20 protein-coding genes, 1 other RNA gene and 1 pseudogene are annotated in these 17,016 nt (G+C 68.6%); 13 read left to right on the forward strand and 9 right to left on the reverse strand.

Translation table 11 applies throughout. The features are described from left to right. Positions 1-507, reverse strand: a complete 507-nt coding sequence (locus AC2YHT_RS05350) for a GNAT family N-acetyltransferase (RefSeq protein WP_487288546.1) — start codon at positions 505-507, stop codon at positions 1-3. Positions 508-564: 57 nt separating this feature from the next. Here AC2YHT_RS05350 and AC2YHT_RS05355 point away from each other — a divergent pair, with 57 nt between their 5' ends. From AC2YHT_RS05355 to AC2YHT_RS05365, 3 genes are all read left to right on the forward strand, one after another. Next, positions 565-1,137 (forward strand): TspO/MBR family protein, encoded by a 573-nt coding sequence (locus AC2YHT_RS05355; RefSeq protein ID WP_110119541.1) that lies wholly within the window; start codon positions 565-567, stop codon positions 1,135-1,137. 45 nt (positions 1,138-1,182) lie between these two features. Continuing rightward, complete coding sequence (locus AC2YHT_RS05360; RefSeq protein ID WP_487288547.1) at positions 1,183-1,578, forward strand: ribosomal maturation YjgA family protein; 396 nt, start codon at positions 1,183-1,185, stop codon at positions 1,576-1,578. A gap of 191 nt (positions 1,579-1,769) precedes the next feature. Then, complete coding sequence (locus AC2YHT_RS05365; RefSeq protein WP_487288548.1) at positions 1,770-2,438, forward strand: NrsF family protein; 669 nt, start codon at positions 1,770-1,772, stop codon at positions 2,436-2,438. Positions 2,439-2,509: 71 nt separating this feature from the next. On the opposite strand, the gene fba is transcribed toward AC2YHT_RS05365, so the two are convergent. From fba to gap, 4 genes are all read right to left on the reverse strand, one after another. Continuing rightward, a complete protein-coding gene (fba, locus tag AC2YHT_RS05370) occupies positions 2,510-3,601 on the reverse strand; it encodes a class II fructose-bisphosphate aldolase (protein WP_487288549.1) in 1,092 nt (363 codons plus the stop codon). A gap of 209 nt (positions 3,602-3,810) precedes the next feature. Further along, on the reverse strand, positions 3,811-5,001 hold the full coding sequence (locus AC2YHT_RS05375) for a phosphoglycerate kinase (protein WP_487288550.1): 1,191 nt from the start codon (positions 4,999-5,001) through the stop codon (positions 3,811-3,813). A 13-nt stretch (positions 5,002-5,014) separates the two neighbouring features. Beyond that, positions 5,015-5,395, reverse strand: a complete 381-nt coding sequence (locus AC2YHT_RS05380; RefSeq protein ID WP_487288552.1) for a hypothetical protein — start codon at positions 5,393-5,395, stop codon at positions 5,015-5,017. A 67-nt stretch (positions 5,396-5,462) separates the two neighbouring features. Next, complete coding sequence (gene gap, locus AC2YHT_RS05385; RefSeq protein ID WP_487288554.1) at positions 5,463-6,470, reverse strand: type I glyceraldehyde-3-phosphate dehydrogenase; 1,008 nt, start codon at positions 6,468-6,470, stop codon at positions 5,463-5,465. Between the two features lie 217 nt (positions 6,471-6,687). Between gap and AC2YHT_RS05390 the strand changes: the two genes are divergently transcribed. The 5 genes from AC2YHT_RS05390 to AC2YHT_RS05410 all read left to right on the forward strand — a co-directional run bounded on the left by AC2YHT_RS05390 (position 6,688) and on the right by AC2YHT_RS05410 (position 9,169). Then, positions 6,688-7,125 carry a hypothetical protein gene (locus AC2YHT_RS05390; RefSeq protein ID WP_487288555.1) on the forward strand — a complete coding sequence of 146 codons (438 nt, stop codon included), beginning with the start codon at positions 6,688-6,690 and terminating at the stop codon, positions 7,123-7,125. Positions 7,126-7,129: 4 nt separating this feature from the next. Beyond that, the gene (locus AC2YHT_RS05395) at positions 7,130-7,456 is read left to right on the forward strand and encodes a cell division protein ZapA (protein WP_110119535.1); all 327 of its coding nucleotides are present in this window, start codon (positions 7,130-7,132) and stop codon (positions 7,454-7,456) included. Positions 7,457-7,522: 66 nt separating this feature from the next. Then, positions 7,523-7,685: non-coding RNA, 6S RNA (gene ssrS, locus AC2YHT_RS05400), on the forward strand. Between the two features lie 41 nt (positions 7,686-7,726). Further along, positions 7,727-8,341, forward strand: a complete 615-nt coding sequence (locus AC2YHT_RS05405; RefSeq protein ID WP_110119533.1) for a 5-formyltetrahydrofolate cyclo-ligase — start codon at positions 7,727-7,729, stop codon at positions 8,339-8,341. Between the two features lie 6 nt (positions 8,342-8,347). Continuing rightward, positions 8,348-9,169 (forward strand): TIGR00282 family metallophosphoesterase, encoded by an 822-nt coding sequence (locus AC2YHT_RS05410; RefSeq protein ID WP_110119532.1) that lies wholly within the window; start codon positions 8,348-8,350, stop codon positions 9,167-9,169. On the opposite strand, the gene AC2YHT_RS05415 is transcribed toward AC2YHT_RS05410, so the two are convergent. Together AC2YHT_RS05415 and AC2YHT_RS05420 are read right to left on the reverse strand one after the other, a co-directional pair. Then, positions 9,166-9,834, reverse strand: coding sequence for a hypothetical protein (locus tag AC2YHT_RS05415; protein ID WP_487288557.1), 669 nt, complete (start codon positions 9,832-9,834; stop codon positions 9,166-9,168). The two genes, AC2YHT_RS05410 and AC2YHT_RS05415, sit on opposite strands and share 4 nt — an antisense overlap. Continuing rightward, positions 9,804-10,475, reverse strand: a complete 672-nt coding sequence (locus tag AC2YHT_RS05420; protein WP_487288558.1) for a DUF2059 domain-containing protein — start codon at positions 10,473-10,475, stop codon at positions 9,804-9,806. Before AC2YHT_RS05420 ends, AC2YHT_RS05415 begins: the two co-directional genes overlap by 31 nt. A 143-nt stretch (positions 10,476-10,618) precedes the next feature. On the opposite strand from AC2YHT_RS05420, the gene AC2YHT_RS05425 reads away from it, so the two are divergent. Continuing rightward, a complete protein-coding gene (locus tag AC2YHT_RS05425; RefSeq protein ID WP_487288559.1) occupies positions 10,619-11,035 on the forward strand; it encodes an organic hydroperoxide resistance protein in 417 nt (138 codons plus the stop codon). Between the two features lie 7 nt (positions 11,036-11,042). Here AC2YHT_RS05425 and AC2YHT_RS05430 read toward each other — a convergent pair. Together AC2YHT_RS05430 and AC2YHT_RS05435 are read right to left on the reverse strand one after the other, a co-directional pair. After that, positions 11,043-11,132, reverse strand: a pseudogene (locus tag AC2YHT_RS05430) (hypothetical protein); the annotation flags it as partial. Between the two features lie 9 nt (positions 11,133-11,141). After that, the gene (locus AC2YHT_RS05435) at positions 11,142-11,531 is read right to left on the reverse strand and encodes a BA14K family protein (RefSeq protein WP_487288560.1); all 390 of its coding nucleotides are present in this window, start codon (positions 11,529-11,531) and stop codon (positions 11,142-11,144) included. A 173-nt stretch (positions 11,532-11,704) separates the two neighbouring features. On the opposite strand from AC2YHT_RS05435, the gene AC2YHT_RS05440 reads away from it, so the two are divergent. The 4 genes from AC2YHT_RS05440 to AC2YHT_RS05455 all read left to right on the forward strand — a co-directional run bounded on the left by AC2YHT_RS05440 (position 11,705) and on the right by AC2YHT_RS05455 (position 16,985). Beyond that, complete coding sequence (locus AC2YHT_RS05440) at positions 11,705-12,457, forward strand: YebC/PmpR family DNA-binding transcriptional regulator (RefSeq protein ID WP_487288561.1); 753 nt, start codon at positions 11,705-11,707, stop codon at positions 12,455-12,457. Between the two features lie 230 nt (positions 12,458-12,687). Next, positions 12,688-15,597, forward strand: coding sequence for an isoleucine--tRNA ligase (ileS, locus tag AC2YHT_RS05445; protein WP_487288562.1), 2,910 nt, complete (start codon positions 12,688-12,690; stop codon positions 15,595-15,597). Positions 15,598-15,777: 180 nt separating this feature from the next. Beyond that, on the forward strand, positions 15,778-16,287 hold the full coding sequence (gene lspA / locus AC2YHT_RS05450) for a signal peptidase II (RefSeq protein ID WP_487288563.1): 510 nt from the start codon (positions 15,778-15,780) through the stop codon (positions 16,285-16,287). Positions 16,288-16,415: 128 nt separating this feature from the next. After that, complete coding sequence (locus AC2YHT_RS05455) at positions 16,416-16,985, forward strand: DUF3035 domain-containing protein (RefSeq protein ID WP_110119524.1); 570 nt, start codon at positions 16,416-16,418, stop codon at positions 16,983-16,985. Positions 16,986-17,016: the final 31 nt, after the last annotated feature.

Genomic DNA, 17,016 nt, shown 5'->3' on the forward strand with positions numbered 1-17,016 from the left:
TCAGGCCGGCCGCGCCATGAACACCCGCGCCGCCTCGTCCAATCCCCGCGCCAGATGCTCGGCGCGGATCGCCGCCATGCCCGGCGTCAGCGCGCGAACCTCCACGAACCCCAGCCGCGCGTAGTAGGGGGCGTTCCAGGGCACGTCGCGGAAGGTGGAGAGGACGAGGCCGCCCTCCGTCCGCGCGGCGACGGCGTCCAGCAGGGCCGCGCCGATCCGTCGGCCGGCGAAGGCGGGCAGGACGTCGAGCTGCTCCACATAGAGGCCGTCCTCCAGCGGCCGGAACATGACGAAGCCGGCGATGACGCCGCCCGCCTCGGCGACCAGCAGGCCGTCCTCGGCCACGCGCCGGACCAGCACCGCCGCGGGCGTCGGCTCGTCGGCGGCGATGGCGTCCATCAGGCCGACGAAGCGCTGGGCCGAGGCGCGCTCCAGCACGCGGATCGTCTCGACCTCGACGGCGCGGGCGGGACGTAGCAGGATGGGAGTCGTGGGGGCGCGGGTCATCTGGAACCAAGCCGAAAGCTGAGCGGTTTACGGTTCCAAGTTATCGAGGAGTCCGTCATGCGCATCACCACCGGCAAGCCGTACGCCCACCGCACCCTGGCCGGCCGCGAAGCGTTCCAGCCGGACACCAGCGGAAACAGCGCCGGCGCGCAACTGGCCATAGGCCTGGCCCTGGCCGGCGGGGCGCTGCTGGCCGCGACGCTGATGGGCCGACGTCACGAGCGGGTGATCGACGACGAGGAATACGCGGTCGGCTACGCCGAGATGCACGAGCCCGTCGCTCACCAGCCCAAGCCCCTGACCAGCCTGCTGCTGCCGCCGCTGTTCATCGCCATGACCCTGTCGGGCCTGCGCACCTGGAACGCGCCGTCCAGTCCCGCCCGCACCCGCGCGCTCACCCTGTGGAGCCTGACCCAGGGCTTCAACGCCCTGTGGCTGGCGTTCGGCACGAAGCGGGGCGGCGGCCAGCTGGCCGTGGCGACCGCCTCGCTGGGCGCCTCGGCCGCCTACGCCGTCGAGGCCCGCAAGGTCGGCGGCGCCTCGTCGCCCGACCTCGGCTGGCTGGGCGTGGCCAACGCCCTGACCGCCCAGCTGTGGCGGCGTTCGCCGGTTCGTCCCACCTTGCACTGATCGTCCCGACGCGGCTTTCTCCTCGCTCTCGAGACGGGGAGGGGCATGCGGATTCGGTTGGGTCATCTGGTTGTCGCCATCGGCCTGTTCGTGGTCGAGGTCGCCATCGCCCTGTGGTGGCGCGACCGTTTCGTGCGGCCCTATCTGGGCGACGTGCTGGCCGTGGCCATGGTCCATTTCGGCCTTCGCGGCGTCACGCCCCTTAGCGCAATGGGCGCTTCGGTCAGCGCCTTTGGTCTGGGCGTGGCCATCGAGCTTGGCCAGGCCTCGCATGTCCTGGCCCTGGTCGGACTGCAGGGCAACGCCCTGGCCCGCGTGGTGTTTGGCGGGGTGTTCGATCCGAGCGACCTGGTCTGCTACGGCCTGGGTGGCGTCCTGGCGCTTCTCGCCGATCGCCGGGTGACGGGACGATCCGTGAGCGGAGCGAAACGGGCGGCCTGAACGACGGGCGCCGAAAGCGTCGCCATGCGCGAAGCGAGAGCGTCCACAACCGCTCCACAGGAGTCGAAGAACGCCGGTATTGACTTCCGCTGCCCAGTCTTTACGCATTCGCCCCGGCTTATGAGATCGCATCTCAAAAGCGCGCCGTCAGGGGACGACGGCGACGATAATCGCTGCGGGGGAACGGCCGGTTGGCTTTCGACGACGCGACCTATCATGAGGGCTTCTCGGCCCTGGCGCGCCGCGTATCGCGGCGCTCGACCGGTCGCGGTCCGCGAGACGCGCGCCCGGCCTGGCGGCTGGTCGAGATCGGCGTCGCCGGCGGACTGGCGGCCCTGCTGCTGGTGTTCTTCTGGCTCGACCTGCGACCCGACATCGACACCGCGCCGGGCCATCCGTTCTTCTGGCTGAAGATGGTCTTCACCGCCTCGCTGGGCGCGGCCGGGTTCGACGGTCTGGCGCGCCTGCTGCGCCGGGGTCCGCCGGCGCCGACCGCCGTGCTGGTGGCCGCGGCCGCGGCCCTGGTGTTCCTGGTCGGCGGCGTGTCCGAGGTCCTGCGTCTGGATCCGGACAGTCTGGCGCGCCTGTTCCGGCCCGCCTCGGTGACGGCCTGCTTCTTCAACATCGTCGTCATGGCCCTGCCGACCCTGCTGCTCAGCCTGACGGCGCTGCGGGCGACCGATTGCGAGCGGCCGGCCCTGGCCGGCTTCGCCGCCGGGATCTTCGCCGGCGGCGTGGCCGCCAGCCTCTACGGCCTGCACTGCCCGCACTCGACCTTCGTCTTCGTGGGCCTGTGGTACACCGGCGGCGTGCTGCTGTGCGGCGCGGCCGGCGCGGCGATCAACCGCCTGGCCGCCTGATCACCCACCAAAGCAAAAGGCCCTCCCGGCGAACCGGAAGGGCCTCTGTAGCTGCCTGAAGGCGGCGAGCCTTACTCGGCGGCGGCCTTGCCGGCCGGAGCGCCGAACTTGGCGTCCAGCTCGCCGGCGGCGTAGCGCTTGGCCATGACCGCGGTCGAGATCGCCTTGATCTTGCTGGCGTGGCCGGCCGAGCCGAACTCGACGAAGCGGGCCTGGCAGACCTTGCGCATGGCTTCCTTGGCCGGCTTCAGATAGGCGCGCGGGTCGAACTCGTGCGGCTTCTCGATCAGCAGCTTGCGGATGGCGCCGGTGATGGCCATCCGGTTGTCGGTGTCGACGTTGATCTTGCGCACGCCGTGCTTGATGCCGCGCTGGATCTCTTCCACCGGCACGCCCCAGGTCTGGGGCATCTCGCCGCCATAGGCGTTGATGATGTCCTGCAGGTCCTGCGGAACGCTGGACGAGCCATGCATCACCAGGTGGGTGTTGGGCAGGCGGCGGTGGATCTCCTCGATCACGTTCATGGCCAGGACGTCGCCGTCCGGCTTGCGCGTGAACTTGTAGGCGCCGTGGCTGGTGCCCATCGCGATCGCCAGGGCGTCGACGCCGGTGGCCTGCACGAAGTCGACCGCCTGGTCCGGATCGGTCAGCAGCTCGTCATGCGACAGCTTGCCCTCGAAGCCGTGGCCGTCCTCGGCCTCGCCCATGCCGGTTTCCAGCGAGCCCAGCACGCCCAGTTCGCCCTCGACCGAGACGCCGCAGCTGTGGGCCATCTGGACCACCTTGCGGGTGACGTCGACGTTGTACTCGTAGGAGGCCGGGGTCTTGGCGTCCTCCATCAGCGAACCGTCCATCATCACCGAGGTGAAGCCGTACTGGATCGCCGTGGCGCAGGTCGCCGGGCCGTTGCCGTGGTCCTGGTGCATGCACACCGGGATATGGGGATAGAGCTCGACCAGACCGTCGATCAGACGGGTCAGGATGATGTCGTTGGCGTAGTTGCGCGCCCCGCGCGACGCCTGGATGATGACCGGGCTGTCGACCGCGTCGGCGGCCTCCATGATGGCCAGGCCCTGTTCCATGTTGTTGATGTTGAAGGCGGGCAGGCCGTACTCATGCTCCGCCGCATGGTCCAGCAACTGCCTAAGCGTGATCCTCGCCACGTGGTCTTTCTCCTGCAAGCTTTGAAGTCGTTGAAGTGTTTCTTGTTTTTGGGGCGCGGCGCTTTTGCGCTCTTTGCCCAGGATTCCCGGGACCGGTTCCTCGTCCGGTGATCCGAGAGCGGAAGCCCCGGACCCGAAAGGCTCGGGGCGGGGCGTTCCGACTTTGCTGAGGTCCGGCGCCGTTCGGCTGGCCGGAGAAGGTCCTCCCTTTAGGCCTCCAGGGCCGCGACGCCCGGAAGCGTCTTGCCCTCCATCCATTCCAGGAACGCGCCGCCCGCCGTCGAAACGAAGGTGAAGTCGGCCGACACGCCCGCGTGGTTGAGCGCCGCGACAGTATCACCGCCGCCTGCAACCGCCACGATCTTACCCGATTTAGCCAGTTCCGCCGCGTGTTTCGCCGCCGAAACGGTCGCTTCATCGAACGGTTGCACCTCGAAAACGCCCAGCGGGCCGTTCCAGATCAAGGTGACGCTTTGATCCATGGCCGCCAGCAGGCGCTTGGCGCTCTCCGGGCCGGCGTCGAGGATCAGGTCGTCGGACTGCACCTCGCCAAGGCCGCGCACGGCGGTCTCGACGCCCGGGGCGACCTTCTTGGCCACCACCACGTCGACCGGCAGCAGCAGTTCGCAGCCGGCCTTCTCGGCCTTGGCGATGATCTCGCGGGCGGTGTCGGCCAGGTCTTTTTCGCAGAGCGAGCCGCCGACGTCGTGGCCCTGGGCGAAGAGGAAGGTGTTGGCCATGCCGCCGCCGATGGCCAGGCGGTCCAGCTTGGCGACCAGGTTGTTGAGCAGATCAAGCTTGGTCGAGACCTTGGAGCCGCCGACGATGCCGATCACCGGCTTCTTCGGGTTGCCGAGGGCGGCGTCCAGGGCTTCCAGCTCGCGCTGCATGGCCAGGCCCGGATAGGCCGGCAGCAGCTTGGTCAGGCCTTCGGTCGAGGCGTGGGCGCGGTGGGCGGCGCTGAAGGCGTCGTTGACATAGACGTCGCCGTTGGCGGCCAGGGCCTTGGCGAACTCGGGATCGTTCTTCTCTTCGCCGGCGTGGAAGCGGACGTTCTCCAGCAGGGCGACGCCGCCGTTCTCCAGCGCATCGACGACCTTGGCGGCCTCGGGACCGATGGCGTCGCTGGCGAAGGCCACCGGCTGCTCCAGCAGCTTGCTCAGCGGCTCGGCCACGAAGCCGAGGCTCATCTCCGGCACGACCTTGCCCTTGGGGCGGTCGAAGTGGGCCAGCAGCACGACCTTGGCGCCGGCCTTGGACAGGAAGGCGATGGTCGGCAGGGCCGCGCGCAGGCGGGTGTCGTCGGTGATCCGGCCGCCGTCGACGGGCACGTTGAAGTCCACCCGGACCAGGGCGCGCTTGCCGGCGAGATCGGCGGTGTCGAGGGTGCGGAAGGTCATGGGAGGGGTCCGTTCAGAGAGGGAGGCAGGCGGCCATGGTGCGGAAAGCCGCGACGCAGCCGAGCGTGAGCACGGCGATGGGAGCGAGGGCGTGGAAGATGCTCATCCGGCGACGCCGCGAGGCGTGGAGATGCAGGCCCCAGGCGACGACCCACCCGACGAACGCGACGGCCATCATGGGGGGAGCATCGATCGACGGACCCAGGCCCAGCAGACGAAACGGCGGCATGTCCGAAATTCCGGGAGCTTTGCGGCCGAACCAGTAGCACGCCGAAAGAGCGGCGCCGAACGGCACGCCCAACGCCGCATAGCTCAGGATGACCGACACGGTCCACGTCCAGAGACGCAAGCGCAGCGGCGTCCGAAACGGCGGCTGGACGGAAGCGGTCGACATCGATCCCCGTGGCTGTCGCGTCAGTGAAAACCCCCGCCCTTGGAAGGGCGGGGGCTGGGTCGGCTTCTTAGAGGAACTTCGCCATTTCCAGAGCGGTGTCGCTCATGCGGGTCGCGAAGCCCCACTCGTTGTCGTACCAGCTGAGCACGCGGACCAGCTTGCCCTCGATGACCTGGGTCTGGGGCAGGGCGGCCGTCGAGCTGGCGGCGATGTGGTTGAGGTCCGACGAGACCAGCGGCTCGGTGGTGGTGAACAGCACGCCCTTCATGGCGCCGTCGGCCGCGGCCTGCAGGGCGGCGTTGACCTCGTCGACCGTGGTGTCGCGCGAGGGCACGACCTTCAGGTCGATGACCGAGACGTTCGGGGTCGGGACGCGGATCGACGAGCCGTCGAGCTTGCCCTTCAGTTCCGGCAGCACCAGGCCCAGGGCCTTGGCGGCGCCGGTCGAGGTCGGGATCATGCTCAGGGCCGCGGCGCGGGCGCGGTAGAGGTCCTTGTGCATGGTGTCCAGCGTCGGCTGGTCGCCGGTGTAGCTGTGGATCGTGGTCATGTAGCCACGCTCGATGCCGACCAGGTCGTGCAGGACCTTGGCCACCGGGGCCAGGGCGTTGGTGGTGCACGAGCCGTTCGAGACGATGATGTCGTCGGCGGTCAGGGTCTCGTGGTTGACCTTGTAGACGATGGTCTTGTCGGCGCCGTCGGCGGGAGCCGAGACCAGCACGCGCTTGGCGCCGGCCTTCAGGTGCAGGGCGGCCTTGTCCTTGGCGGTGAAGATGCCGGTGCACTCGAAGGCGATGTCGACGCCGAGGTCGCCGTGCGGCAGTTCCTCGGGGTTGCGGATCGCGGTGACCTTGATCTTGCCGGTGCCGACGTCGATCCAGTCCTCGCCCGAGGTGACGACGCCCGGGAAGCGGCCATGCACGCTGTCGTAGCGCAGCAGGTGGGCGTTGGTCTCGACCGGGCCCAGATCGTTGATCGCCACCACCTCGATGTCGCGGCGGCCGTTCTCGGCGATGGAGCGCAGCACGAGGCGGCCGATGCGGCCGAAGCCGTTGATGGCGACGCGAAGGGCCATGTGGTCTTTCTCCTCACGATCGGACCCGCTCGGAAGCGAGCGGCGTTCCTTGATTTTGCAGGCGGTTTCGCGGTCGCGAGCGGCGAAGTCAAGCCCAGGAACGCTCACAACAGATTAGCTATTGTTGTGACGCTGGTAACATCGCCCAATTGTGGTCACGCCCGCTGGCGAAGTCGGCGGCGATCTATATGTTGCGCCGCATGATGGGAACTTGCCGATGACCCCGGGCGAAGGAAGCGCCCTCGACCTGGCCGCGCGCCGGCTCGAACGCGCCGTCGCGAACCTGGAGCAGAAAATCGCCGCCGAGCGGGCCGAGCATGCGCGTCTTGCCGCCCAGCCGACCTCGGGCGACCTGTTCGAGGCGCCGCCGGCGCCCGCCGACGCCGCGGTGGTCGAGCAGGCCGCCCAGCTGGCCGCCGACCTGGAAGCCGCCCGCGTGCGCGAGCGCGCCCTGGAACAGGCCGGCGAGCAGGCCAGCGAGGCCCTGGGCCGCGCCATCGCCGAGATCCGCGCCGCCCTGGGCGACGAAAGCCTGATCGGCGAAGGTGTCCACGACGACGAGGAGGGGGCTCCCGACGATCTCGAGGACGATCTGGAGCCGCCGTTCGACGAGGACGATCCGCCCTTCGACCCCGACCCGCCCGCGAAGGCCTGAGCCCATGGCGCAATTGACCATCCACGTGAACGGCCGGCCCTACACCGTCGGCTGCGAAGACGGCCAGGAGGCCCACCTCCTCGAGATCGCGCGCCTGTTCGACCGCCAGGTCCGCCAGGTCAGCCAGGAGGTCGGGCAGCTGGGCGAGACGCGCCTGTTCCTGATGGGCGCCCTGCTGCTGGCCGACGAGCTGTCGGACCTGAAGCTGCGCCTGGCCCACAACCAGTCGGAACTGGCCCGTCTGCAGAACGAACAGACCCGCGTCGAAATCCGCGCCATCAAGGCCATCGACGCCGCCGCCGAACGCATCGAGAAGCTGGCGGCGGGATAAAACGGCTCCCGCGTCAACGCGGCGCTGGCGCCGGAGCCTCCGACCCCCTATCTTATCCAACGGCGGGTCTTGCTGCGGCCCTCGTCGAAGATTTCTATTCCCAGGGACCTTAATCTCTCTATCGGGACCTGTTCCCTCCCGTGGCCGTGGCTGCGGGAACACGGGGCCCACCTGTAACTAACAGGTTCGAGTGGATTGAAACGTCTTCACGGTTCTTCGCGGCGCCGCCACCCTTTACCTCTCCCGCCATTCCCGCGTTAGAAGTCGGCCATGACCATCGCCGACCCCGCCGCCGCCAAGTCCGCCCTGCGCGTCTTCGTGCGCAATCGCCGCAAACAGCTGGCTCTCGAACACCCTGAAGCCGACTGGATGCTGGTCGACGCCGGCCGTGAGGCGCTGTCGGCGCGCTTTCCGCAGCCGCAAGGCAAGGTCGCCGCCGTCTATCATGGCCTGGGATCCGAGGTTTCGGCCCGCGCTCTGGCCGACTGGCTCGCCGAGCAGGGCTGGAGCCTGGCCCTGCCCAGCGTCGAGGGCGCCGATCCGCACGGCAAGGGCGGCCACATGGTGTTTCGCGCCTGGACGCCAGGCGAGCCCCTGGCCCGCGACGCCATCGGCCTGGTCGCGCCCGTCGCCGAAAACCCGGTCGTTCAGCCCGACCTCGTGGTCGCGCCGCTGCTCGGCTACGACCGCGAGGGCCGCCGCCTGGGGCAGGGGGGCGGCTACTACGACCGGGCCCTGGAAGCCCTGCGCCAGCGCAAGGACGTCTTCGTCCTGGGGCTGGCCTATCACGGCCAGGAGACCCGCAATCTGCCCGACGAACGGCATGATCAACGATTGGACGCCATTCTGACCGAAAACGAGTATATCGAGGTCCGAAAGGACTGATCGATCATGCGTTTTGCTTTCTTCGGCGACGTCGTCGGCAAGTCGGGCCGCGACGGCCTGGCCGACCACCTGCCGGGCCTCCGTCGCCAACTGGGCCTCGAGTTCGTCATCATCAACGCCGAGAACGCCGCCGCCGGCTTCGGCATCACCGAGAACACCGCTCGTGAGCTGTTCGACGCCGGGGCCGACTGCCTGACCCTGGGCAATCACAGCTGGGACCAGCGCGAGGCCCTGACCTACATCGTGCGCGAACCGCGCCTGATCCGTCCGGCCAACTACCCGATCCTGTCCGACGCTCCGGGCCGGGGCAGCCACCTGTTCCAGACGGATTCGGGAAAGACGGTGTTCGTCGTCAACCTGCTGGGCCGGGTGCACATGGACGCCATGGACGACCCGTTCGCCGCCGCCGACCGCGAGCTCGACAAGGCCCCGCTGGGCCAGGTCGCCGACGCGGTGATCGTCGACATGCACTGCGAGGCGACGTCCGAGAAGATGGCCATGGGCCACTATTGCGACAGCCGCGCCAGCCTGGTGGTGGGCACCCACACCCACGTGCCGACCGCCGACTGCCAGATCCTGCCCGGCGGCACGGCCTACCAGACCGACGCCGGCGCCTGCGCCGACTACGACAGCGTCATCGGCAACCAGAAGGAAGAGCCCCTGCGGCGCTTCACCACCAAGATCAGCGGCGGCCGCTACCAGCCGGCCAGCGGTCCGGCCACGGTCTGCGGCGTGTTCGTCGAGACCGACGACCGCACGGGTCTGGCGGTGCGGGTCGAGCCGATCCGCGTCGGCGGCCGGCTGAAGCAGTCGGTGCCGGCGGTCTAGAACTTGCCCTCGGCGCAGGTGGTGTTGCTGAGGTTCTCGGCCGCCACCTGCGCGCAGAAGGCCTTGCCGAGCGCCGGGCGAATGGTTTTCTGCGCCGCGAGCGCCGCGTTCGAGACCTGCATCTCCGCCATCATGACCAGCATCAAGGGGGCCTCGAGCGGCTTCAACTGAGTGTTGATCGCTTGGCTCTCCTCGGCGGTAAGCCGCTCGTGGTTGTCCAGCTTTAGACCAAGCGGCGAGGCGAAGAAGATCCTGATCTGGTCCAACTGTTCAGCGTCGCCGGCCTCGACGTAGGCCTTGATGCGCGTGGATTGGGCGGTCTCGCGCAGCTGCTGGCGCGGTTGGGCCGTGAGCGTGGCCAGGATCTGCTTCTGGCGGGCGTGCTGGTCCGCCGGCGCGGTCTTGTCCGTGATCCAAGTCTGCTCGTAGGTGTTTATGAGCTCTTCCGCCAGCCAGTCGGAGGAGCCTGGCGAGGTTTTACGACGAGCCTCGGCGAGCCGGCGAGCGGCGTCCAGCCGCTCCTGCTGGGGCGAGGCCGGTTGGCCCGGTCGCGGTGTGTCGGCGAAGGCGCTGGCGGTCGACAGAATGATCGCCAGCACGGCGCCGCCAAGGTGAGCAGTCGTCCGCATCGCCCTTACTTCTTCTTCGCTGCGGGCTTGGGGCATGACGTGTTGGTCATGCCGATCTTGCCCAGGTTGGCGCAGTAGTTCTTGGTGAAGGCGGCGCGGAAGATCGGGCCGCGGCGCTGCAGCGACGTCCGGGTCGTCTCCATGGTGCCCGGCGCCAGCTGGAGGACGCGCATGAACTGCGGGTGCTCCAGGGCGTAGGCGCCCAGTTGTTCGTTCTCCTGCGGCGTCATCGCGTCGGGCGTCAGCACCGCCTTCTGGCCCAGCGGGGTTTCGTAGAAGGTGCTGAGGTCGCCGATCTCGGCTGTCGACAGCTGGGTGGCGTAATAGGCCGCCAGGTCATCGAGGACGCCTTGCGTCAGGCGGGTGCGGGGCGCTTCGACGGCGCTGGCGAAGGCGTCCATCACGGGGCGCTGCTTCTCGACCGGCAGGTCCTTGACCTGGCTGATGGTCTGCTCGCGGGTCTGGCCGATCAGCATGTCCAGCGTCCGGGTGACGCCCGCCTCGAGGTTCATGGCCCGCATCAGGCGGCGGCCCTGCGCGATCTGCTCGGGCGTAACGGCGACCGGTTTGGCGGAGCTGGCCGGCGCGGCGGCCGTCTGGGCGTGGGCGCCGGCTGGTCCGGCGAGAGCCGCGGCGGCCAGAGACGCGGCGCCGAGGATACGCGTGAAGGTGTTCATTCTTCGCCCCAGATGAATGCGGGCTCGCCTTATCATTGCAGCGCTCGCCCTGTCCACGCGGCGGCTTCCGACAATCCACTCCCGCTTGCATCCGTCATGATCCGGGGCTCAAGCTCGATCCGAGGCCAGCCAGAGGAGCCCTCATGACCGACACCACCGTCTACACCGCCAAGGCCCACGCCGTGGGCGGGCGCCAGGGAACCGCCAAGACCGACGACGGTCACCTGGACGTGCAGCTGGGCTATCCCAAGTCGCTGGGCGGCAACGGCGAGGGCACCAATCCCGAGCAGCTGTTCGCGGCCGGCTACGCGGCCTGCTTCCTCGGCGCGCTCGGCCTGGTCGCGCGCGGCCAGAGCGTCGCCCTGGGCGAGCACAGCCTCGACAGCGAGGTCGACCTGATCAAGGACGACGTCAGCTTCCACATCGGCGTGCGCCTGACGCTGAACGCGCCCGCGGTCGATCGCGCGGTCGCCGAGGACCTGCTGCACAAAGCCCATCAGGTCTGCCCGTACTCCAAGGCCACCCGCGGCAACGTGGTGGTGGAACTGAAGGTGGCGTGAAGAAACGAAAACCTCGCCCTTCGACAAGCTCAGGGTGAGGTTTTCTACCTAGGCTGAATTGGTCCTCACCCTGAGCTTGTCGAAGGGCGAGGACCAGTCTCCGAGGCTACAGCACGCACCGGCGATAGACGCCCGGCCGCACACGGTAGGTGTCGGTGCGCGGATTGTAGCTGCGATAGCGCTGCTGGCAGGCGCGCACGTGGCGGTACCAGCCGTTGTGCTTCTTCCAGTGCGACGGCGGGGCCGGCGGGCGGATGCCCCAGTGGTTGTCCCAGTGGCCGTAGTCCGGACCGCCCGGACGATTGGGGCCGGGCGAGGGCGTCGGCTTGCTCGGACCAGGCCCCGGGCCGTTTCCGTGCCCGGGACCATTGCCCGGACCCTGGCCGCCGTGGCCGGGCGGGTGCGACTGGGGCGACGATTGAGGCGATTGGGCGATGGCGGCGGGCGCGGCCGCCAGCAGGGCCGCGCCGATGGCGGCGAGCATCAGTTTGCGCATGAAGCATACTCCGGCCGAGCCGGCGCCCGACGCGCCCCCGATCAAGGAACTCGGCACAACCTCAACCGTCGAGCGCGGCCGTCAGTTCCATCCCCGGGGTGACAAGACGCGGCTTGAGGCGGTAGAAGCGCCGCCAACCCATTCATGTCACACATCTAGAGAAGAGCCTCCGAATGGCCGGCCACTCGAAATTCAAGAACATCATGCACCGCAAGGGCCGCGCCGACGCCGCGCGCTCCAAGCTGTTCTCCAAGCTGTCGCGTGAAATCACCGTGGCGGCCAAGACCGGTCTGCCCGACCCGGCGATGAACCCGCGCCTGCGCCTGGCCGTGAACAACGCCAAGGCCGAAAGCCTGCCCAAGGACGTCATCGAGCGCGCCATCAAGAAGTCGCAGATGGGCGACGCGGCCGACTATGCCGAGATCCGCTACGAGGGCATGGGCCCGGGCGGCGTCGGCGTCATCGTCGAGGTGCTGACCGACAACAAGAACCGCGCGGCCAGCAACGTCCGTTCGCTGTTCTCCAAGCATGGCGGCAATCTGGGCGCCACCGGCTCGGTGACCTTCAACTTCGACCGTCTGGGCCAGATCGAGTATCCGGCCTCGAAGGCCAGCGAAGACGACATGATGGAAGCCGCCATCGAGGCCGGCGCCCAGGACGTCGAGAGCGACATGGGCGAAGACGGCGGCCACACCGTCTACACCGCCTTCGAAGACCTCAACGAGGTCTCGGCCGCCCTGGAAGCCAAGTTCGGCGAAGCCTCCTCGACCAAGATCGTCTGGAAGCCCAAGCTGCTGAACGAGGTCACCGGCGACACCGTCGCCTCCCTGATGAAGCTGCTCGACGGCCTGGACGAGGACGACGACGTCCAGAACGTCTATTCCAGCGCCGACATCAGCGAAGAAGACCTGGCCAAGCTGGGCTGATCTTCCTCGATCGAACGACGAGACGGCCGTTCCAGGCGACTGGAGCGGCCGTTTCCGTGTCAGGCTCCCCTTTGCGCTCGCCGCCCGCTCTGCTATCCCGTCGCCTCATGAGTTTCGTTCGGAAGATCGCGCGAATTATCCGCCCGGCGTGACGCCGCCGGACGAGACCTCCAGCGCGCGCCGGGTTCCACCCGCCTTCTTCCGACATTCCAGAGCTGGATAGCCTTCCCATGGCCGACGACGCCGCGCCCGCCCGCGACTACCGCGAAACCGTTTTCCTTCCCGACACGCCGTTCCCGATGCGCGCCGGCCTGCCCAAGAAGGAGCCCGAGATCCTGGAGGGCTGGGCGGCCCTGTCCGACAAGGGCCTCTACGGCGCCGTGCGCGCCAAGCGCCAGGCCGACGGCGCGCCGCTGTTCGTGCTGCACGACGGTCCGCCCTACGCCAACGGCGCGATCCACATCGGCCACGCGCTGAACAAGATCCTCAAGGACTTCGTCGTCCGCTCGCGCTTCGCCCTGGGCTACGACGTCGACTACGTGCCGGGCTGGGACTGCCACGGCCTGCCGATCGAGTGGAAGATCGAGGAACAGTTCCGCGCCAAGGGCCGCCGCAAGGACGAGGTCCCGGCCGAAGAGTTCCGCCGCGAATGCCGCGCCTACGCCGCCGGCTGGATCGAGGCCCAGAAGGTCGAATTCCAGCGCCTGGGCGTACTGGGCGACTGGTGGAACCGCTACGCCACCATGGACTTCACCTCGGAAGCCAAGATCGTCGAGGAATTCCACCGCTTCGCCTCGAGCGGCCAGCTCTATCGCGGCTCCAAGCCGGTGATGTGGAGCCCGGTCGAGCGCACGGCCCTGGCCGAGGCCGAGATCGAGTATCACGACCACGTCTCGCCCACGATCTGGGTGAAGTTCCCGGTCGTCGAGGGCTCGGACGCCGCCGTCGGCGCCAAGCTGGTGATCTGGACGACCACGCCCTGGACGATCCCGGCCAACCGCGCGGTCTCCTACAACCCCGACATCCCCTACGCCGTCTTCGAGGTGAAGGCGCTGGAGGAGGGTCTCGAATTCGCCCCCTGGTCCCAGGTCGGCGATCGCCTGATCGTGGCCGAGAAGCTGGCCGAAGAGGTCTTCAAGGCCGCCAAGGTCGCCGCCTTCGAGAAGGTCGAGAGCGTCGACTGTGAAGGCATGGTCCTGGCCCACCCGCTGGCCGATCTGGACAGCCACTACGGCTTCGCCGTGCCGCTGCTGGCCGGCGACCACGTCACCGACGAGGCCGGTACGGGCTTCGTGCACACCGCGCCTGGCCACGGCGCCGACGACTATCAGGTCTGGCTGGCCCACGGTCATCGCGAGATCCCCGACACCGTCGATCCGGACGGCGCCTACTATCCGACCGTCGCCCTGTTCGCCGGCCTCAAGGTGCTGGAGACCGAGGGCAAGAAGATCGGCAAGTTCGGTCCCGCCAACGGCGCGGTCATGGACAAGCTGATCGAGGCCGGAAACCTGCTGGCCCGCGGCCGCGTCGAGCACAGCTATCCGCACAGCTGGCGCTCCAAGGCCCCGGTGATCTTCCGCAACACCCCGCAGTGGTTCATCCGCATGGACCACGAGGTCGAGGCGCTGGGCGGCAAGACCTTGCGCGAGACGGCCGTCCAGGCCATCGCCGACACCGCCTTCCACCCCGACGCCGGCCGCAACCGCATCGGGGCCATGGTCGAGACCCGTCCCGACTGGCTGATCAGCCGCCAGCGCAACTGGGGCACGCCGCTTGCGATGTTCGTCGACAAGCACACCGGTCACCCGCTGGTCGACGCCGACGTCAACGCCCGCATCCTGGCGGCGGTGAAGGAAGGCGGGGCCGACGCCTGGTTCACGCGTCCGGACGCCGACTTCCTGGGCAATCACGACCCGGCCCAGTACGAGAAGGTCGGCGACATCCTCGACGTCTGGTTCGACAGCGGCTGCACCCACGCCTTCACCATCGAAGGCCGTGACGACAGCGCCTGGCCGGCCGACCTCTATCTGGAAGGCTCCGACCAGCACCGCGGCTGGTTCCAGTCCTCGCTCCTCGAAGGCTGCGGTTCGCGCGGCCGCGCGCCCTACAAGGCCGTCCTGACCCATGGCTTCACCATGGACGAGAACGGCGAGAAGATGAGCAAGTCCAAGGGCAACACGGTGGAGCCGCAGAGCATCACCAAGGAGTCCGGGGCCGAGATCCTGCGCCTGTGGGCGGCCATGGTCGACTATTCGGAAGACCAGCGGATCGGCAAGACGATCCTGGCCACCACCACCGACGCCTATCGCAAGCTGCGCAACACCATGCGCTACCTGCTGGGCGCCCTGGCCGGCTTCGACGAGGCCGAGCGGGTCACCGACTACGATCAGTTCCCGCCGCTGGAGAAGTTCATCCTGCACCGCCTGTGGGAGCTGGATGGCCAGGTGAAGGCCGCCTACGAGAGCTATCGCTTCTCCGACGTGATCCGGCCGCTGGTCGAGTTCTGCCAGAGCGACCTGTCGGCGATCTTCTTCGACATCCGCAAGGACAGCCTCTACTGCGACGCCCCGAGCGCCCTGCGCCGCCGGGCCTATCGCACCGTGCTGGACTACGTCTTCGACCGCCTGACCATCTGGCTGGCCCCGCTGGCCAGCTTCACGATGGAAGAGGCCTGGGTCACCCGCTTCCCCGAAGCCGGCCCCGTGGCCCTGCGCGTGGTGCCGGAAACTCCGGCGGCGTGGGAAAACCAGGCCGAGGCGGCCCGCTGGGCCAAGGTCGAGACCGTCACCGGCGTCGTCACCGGCGCCCTGGAAGTCGAGCGCCGCGAAAAACGCATCGGTTCGGCCCTGGAGGCGGCTCCGGTCGTCCACATCGCCGACGCTGACCTGCTGTCCGCCTTCGACGGTCTGGACGCGGCCGAAGTGTTCCGCACCAGCGCCGCGACCCTGGTCGCCGGCGAAGGCGGCGCGTTCCAGGCCGACGAGGTCAAGGGCGTGTCGGTGGATCCGGTGAAGGCCGAGGGGAACAAGTGCGCCCGTTCGTGGCGCATCCTGCCGGAGGTGGGAACCGACCCCCGCTATCCGGAGCTTAGCCTTCGCGACGCCGACGCCGTGGCCTTCTGGGACGCGGCGCGGGCTTAAGCTCGCCGTATTGTTCCTTCTCCCCTTGCGGGAGAAGGTGTCGCCGCAGGCGACGGATGAGGGGTTGAAGGCGCGATCAGCCGCGCACGGTTTCGGCCGGTGCGACCCCTCATCCGACCTGCTGCGCAGGCCACCTTCTCCCGCAAGGGGAGAAGGAAGATCGGGGATGAGAGAACGAACGTGGCCTCTTTGAAGATCACCCGCCTGGGCTGGACCGCCTACGCCGTCGCCGTCGCCACGGTGGTGCTCGACCAGATCTCCAAGCTCTGGGTGCTGGGCCTGCTGGGCCACGCCCAGGGCGCCAGCGCCTCGCTGCTGGGTCCGGTCCAGCTGACCATGGTCCATAACTACGGCATGAGCTTTGGCCTGCTGCGCGACCACGCCGAATGGGGTCGCTGGCTGCTGACCGTGTTCTCGACCGCGGTGGTGATCGGCCTGGGCTTCTGGGCCCGCAAGGTCCTGCGGCCGCTGACGGCCGTCGGCCTGGGCATGATCATCGGCGGGGCGATCGGCAACAACCTGATCGACCGGGTGATCTACGGCTATGTCGTCGACTTCATCGACGTCTCGCGACTCTACTTCCCCTGGGTGTTCAACGTCGCCGACTCGGGCATCTCGGTGGGGGTGGCGCTCCTGTTGCTGGACAGTTTCATCGGTGAAGAAAAGAAGCTGTCGCACCAGACCGAATAGGGGCCAAACGGGGGCTCAGCGCCCAAGCAAGGCCACAAATCCGAAGGACATTGGCGCCCGCCCTCGGATGTCGTATCGAGGGCGTCCGATTTTTAGGCCCCGGGGGCGGCCGCTGGAGCATGGGTTTCATGAAGTTCAATCGGGTTGCGACCCTGAGCGTGCTGGCCGTGGCCGCCGCGACCGGTCTGGCGGGCTGCCAGTCGGCCTCGAAGGCCCTGGGCATGAGCAAGGTGGTCCCCGACGAGTTCCGCGTCGTGACCAAGGCTCCGCTCGTGGTTCCGCCGGACTACAGCCTGCGCCCGCCGGCGCCCGGCGAGCCGCGTCCGCAGGAACTGCAGCCGGAAAGCGCCGCCCGTCAGGCGCTGCTGGGCCAGAGCCTGGCCGCCAATCGCTCGGACGGTGAGAAGCTGCTGGTCGCCAAGGCCGGCGTCGACAAGGCCGATCCGCTGATCCGCTTCGTCGTCGACGATGAGAACGGCGACCTGGCCCACAAGGACGAGAGCTTCGCCAGCAAGGTGATGTTCTGGAAGAAGGACGACAAGACGGCCGGCGCCGTGACGGCCGCCGAGGCCGGCGCGACCGCTCCGGTTCCCGTCGACGCGGCCGCCGAGGAAGCCCGCCTGAAGGCCCTCACGGGCGGCGGCGCGATCGTCATCAGCCGCGAGAAGCAAGGCAAGATCAAGCTGCCGGGCCTCTAGGCCCAGGGCTGGTTCGCCTCGAAAGAATTAG

This window comes from Caulobacter sp. SRI_008, assembly GCF_057586355.1.

What these genes read in the sequence shown, in the direction of transcription:
- AC2YHT_RS05350 (WP_487288546.1), bottom strand. Translation starts at nt 507, where the DNA reads ATGACCCGCGCCCCCACGACTCCCATCCTGCTACGTCCCGCCCGCGCC.
- AC2YHT_RS05355 (WP_110119541.1), top strand. Translation starts at nt 565, where the DNA reads ATGCGCATCACCACCGGCAAGCCGTACGCCCACCGCACCCTGGCCGGC.
- AC2YHT_RS05360 (WP_487288547.1), top strand. Translation starts at nt 1,183, where the DNA reads ATGCGGATTCGGTTGGGTCATCTGGTTGTCGCCATCGGCCTGTTCGTG.
- AC2YHT_RS05375 (WP_487288550.1), bottom strand. Translation starts at nt 5,001, where the DNA reads ATGACCTTCCGCACCCTCGACACCGCCGATCTCGCCGGCAAGCGCGCC.
- AC2YHT_RS05380 (WP_487288552.1), bottom strand. Translation starts at nt 5,395, where the DNA reads ATGTCGACCGCTTCCGTCCAGCCGCCGTTTCGGACGCCGCTGCGCTTG.
- gap (WP_487288554.1), bottom strand. Translation starts at nt 6,470, where the DNA reads ATGGCCCTTCGCGTCGCCATCAACGGCTTCGGCCGCATCGGCCGCCTC.
- AC2YHT_RS05390 (WP_487288555.1), top strand. Translation starts at nt 6,688, where the DNA reads ATGACCCCGGGCGAAGGAAGCGCCCTCGACCTGGCCGCGCGCCGGCTC.
- AC2YHT_RS05395 (WP_110119535.1), top strand. Translation starts at nt 7,130, where the DNA reads ATGGCGCAATTGACCATCCACGTGAACGGCCGGCCCTACACCGTCGGC.
- AC2YHT_RS05405 (WP_110119533.1), top strand. Translation starts at nt 7,727, where the DNA reads ATGACCATCGCCGACCCCGCCGCCGCCAAGTCCGCCCTGCGCGTCTTC.
- AC2YHT_RS05410 (WP_110119532.1), top strand. Translation starts at nt 8,348, where the DNA reads ATGCGTTTTGCTTTCTTCGGCGACGTCGTCGGCAAGTCGGGCCGCGAC.
- AC2YHT_RS05415 (WP_487288557.1), bottom strand. Translation starts at nt 9,834, where the DNA reads ATGCCCCAAGCCCGCAGCGAAGAAGAAGTAAGGGCGATGCGGACGACT.
- AC2YHT_RS05420 (WP_487288558.1), bottom strand. Translation starts at nt 10,475, where the DNA reads ATGAACACCTTCACGCGTATCCTCGGCGCCGCGTCTCTGGCCGCCGCG.
- AC2YHT_RS05425 (WP_487288559.1), top strand. Translation starts at nt 10,619, where the DNA reads ATGACCGACACCACCGTCTACACCGCCAAGGCCCACGCCGTGGGCGGG.
- AC2YHT_RS05435 (WP_487288560.1), bottom strand. Translation starts at nt 11,531, where the DNA reads ATGCGCAAACTGATGCTCGCCGCCATCGGCGCGGCCCTGCTGGCGGCC.
- AC2YHT_RS05440 (WP_487288561.1), top strand. Translation starts at nt 11,705, where the DNA reads ATGGCCGGCCACTCGAAATTCAAGAACATCATGCACCGCAAGGGCCGC.
- ileS (WP_487288562.1), top strand. Translation starts at nt 12,688, where the DNA reads ATGGCCGACGACGCCGCGCCCGCCCGCGACTACCGCGAAACCGTTTTC.
- AC2YHT_RS05455 (WP_110119524.1), top strand. Translation starts at nt 16,416, where the DNA reads ATGAAGTTCAATCGGGTTGCGACCCTGAGCGTGCTGGCCGTGGCCGCC.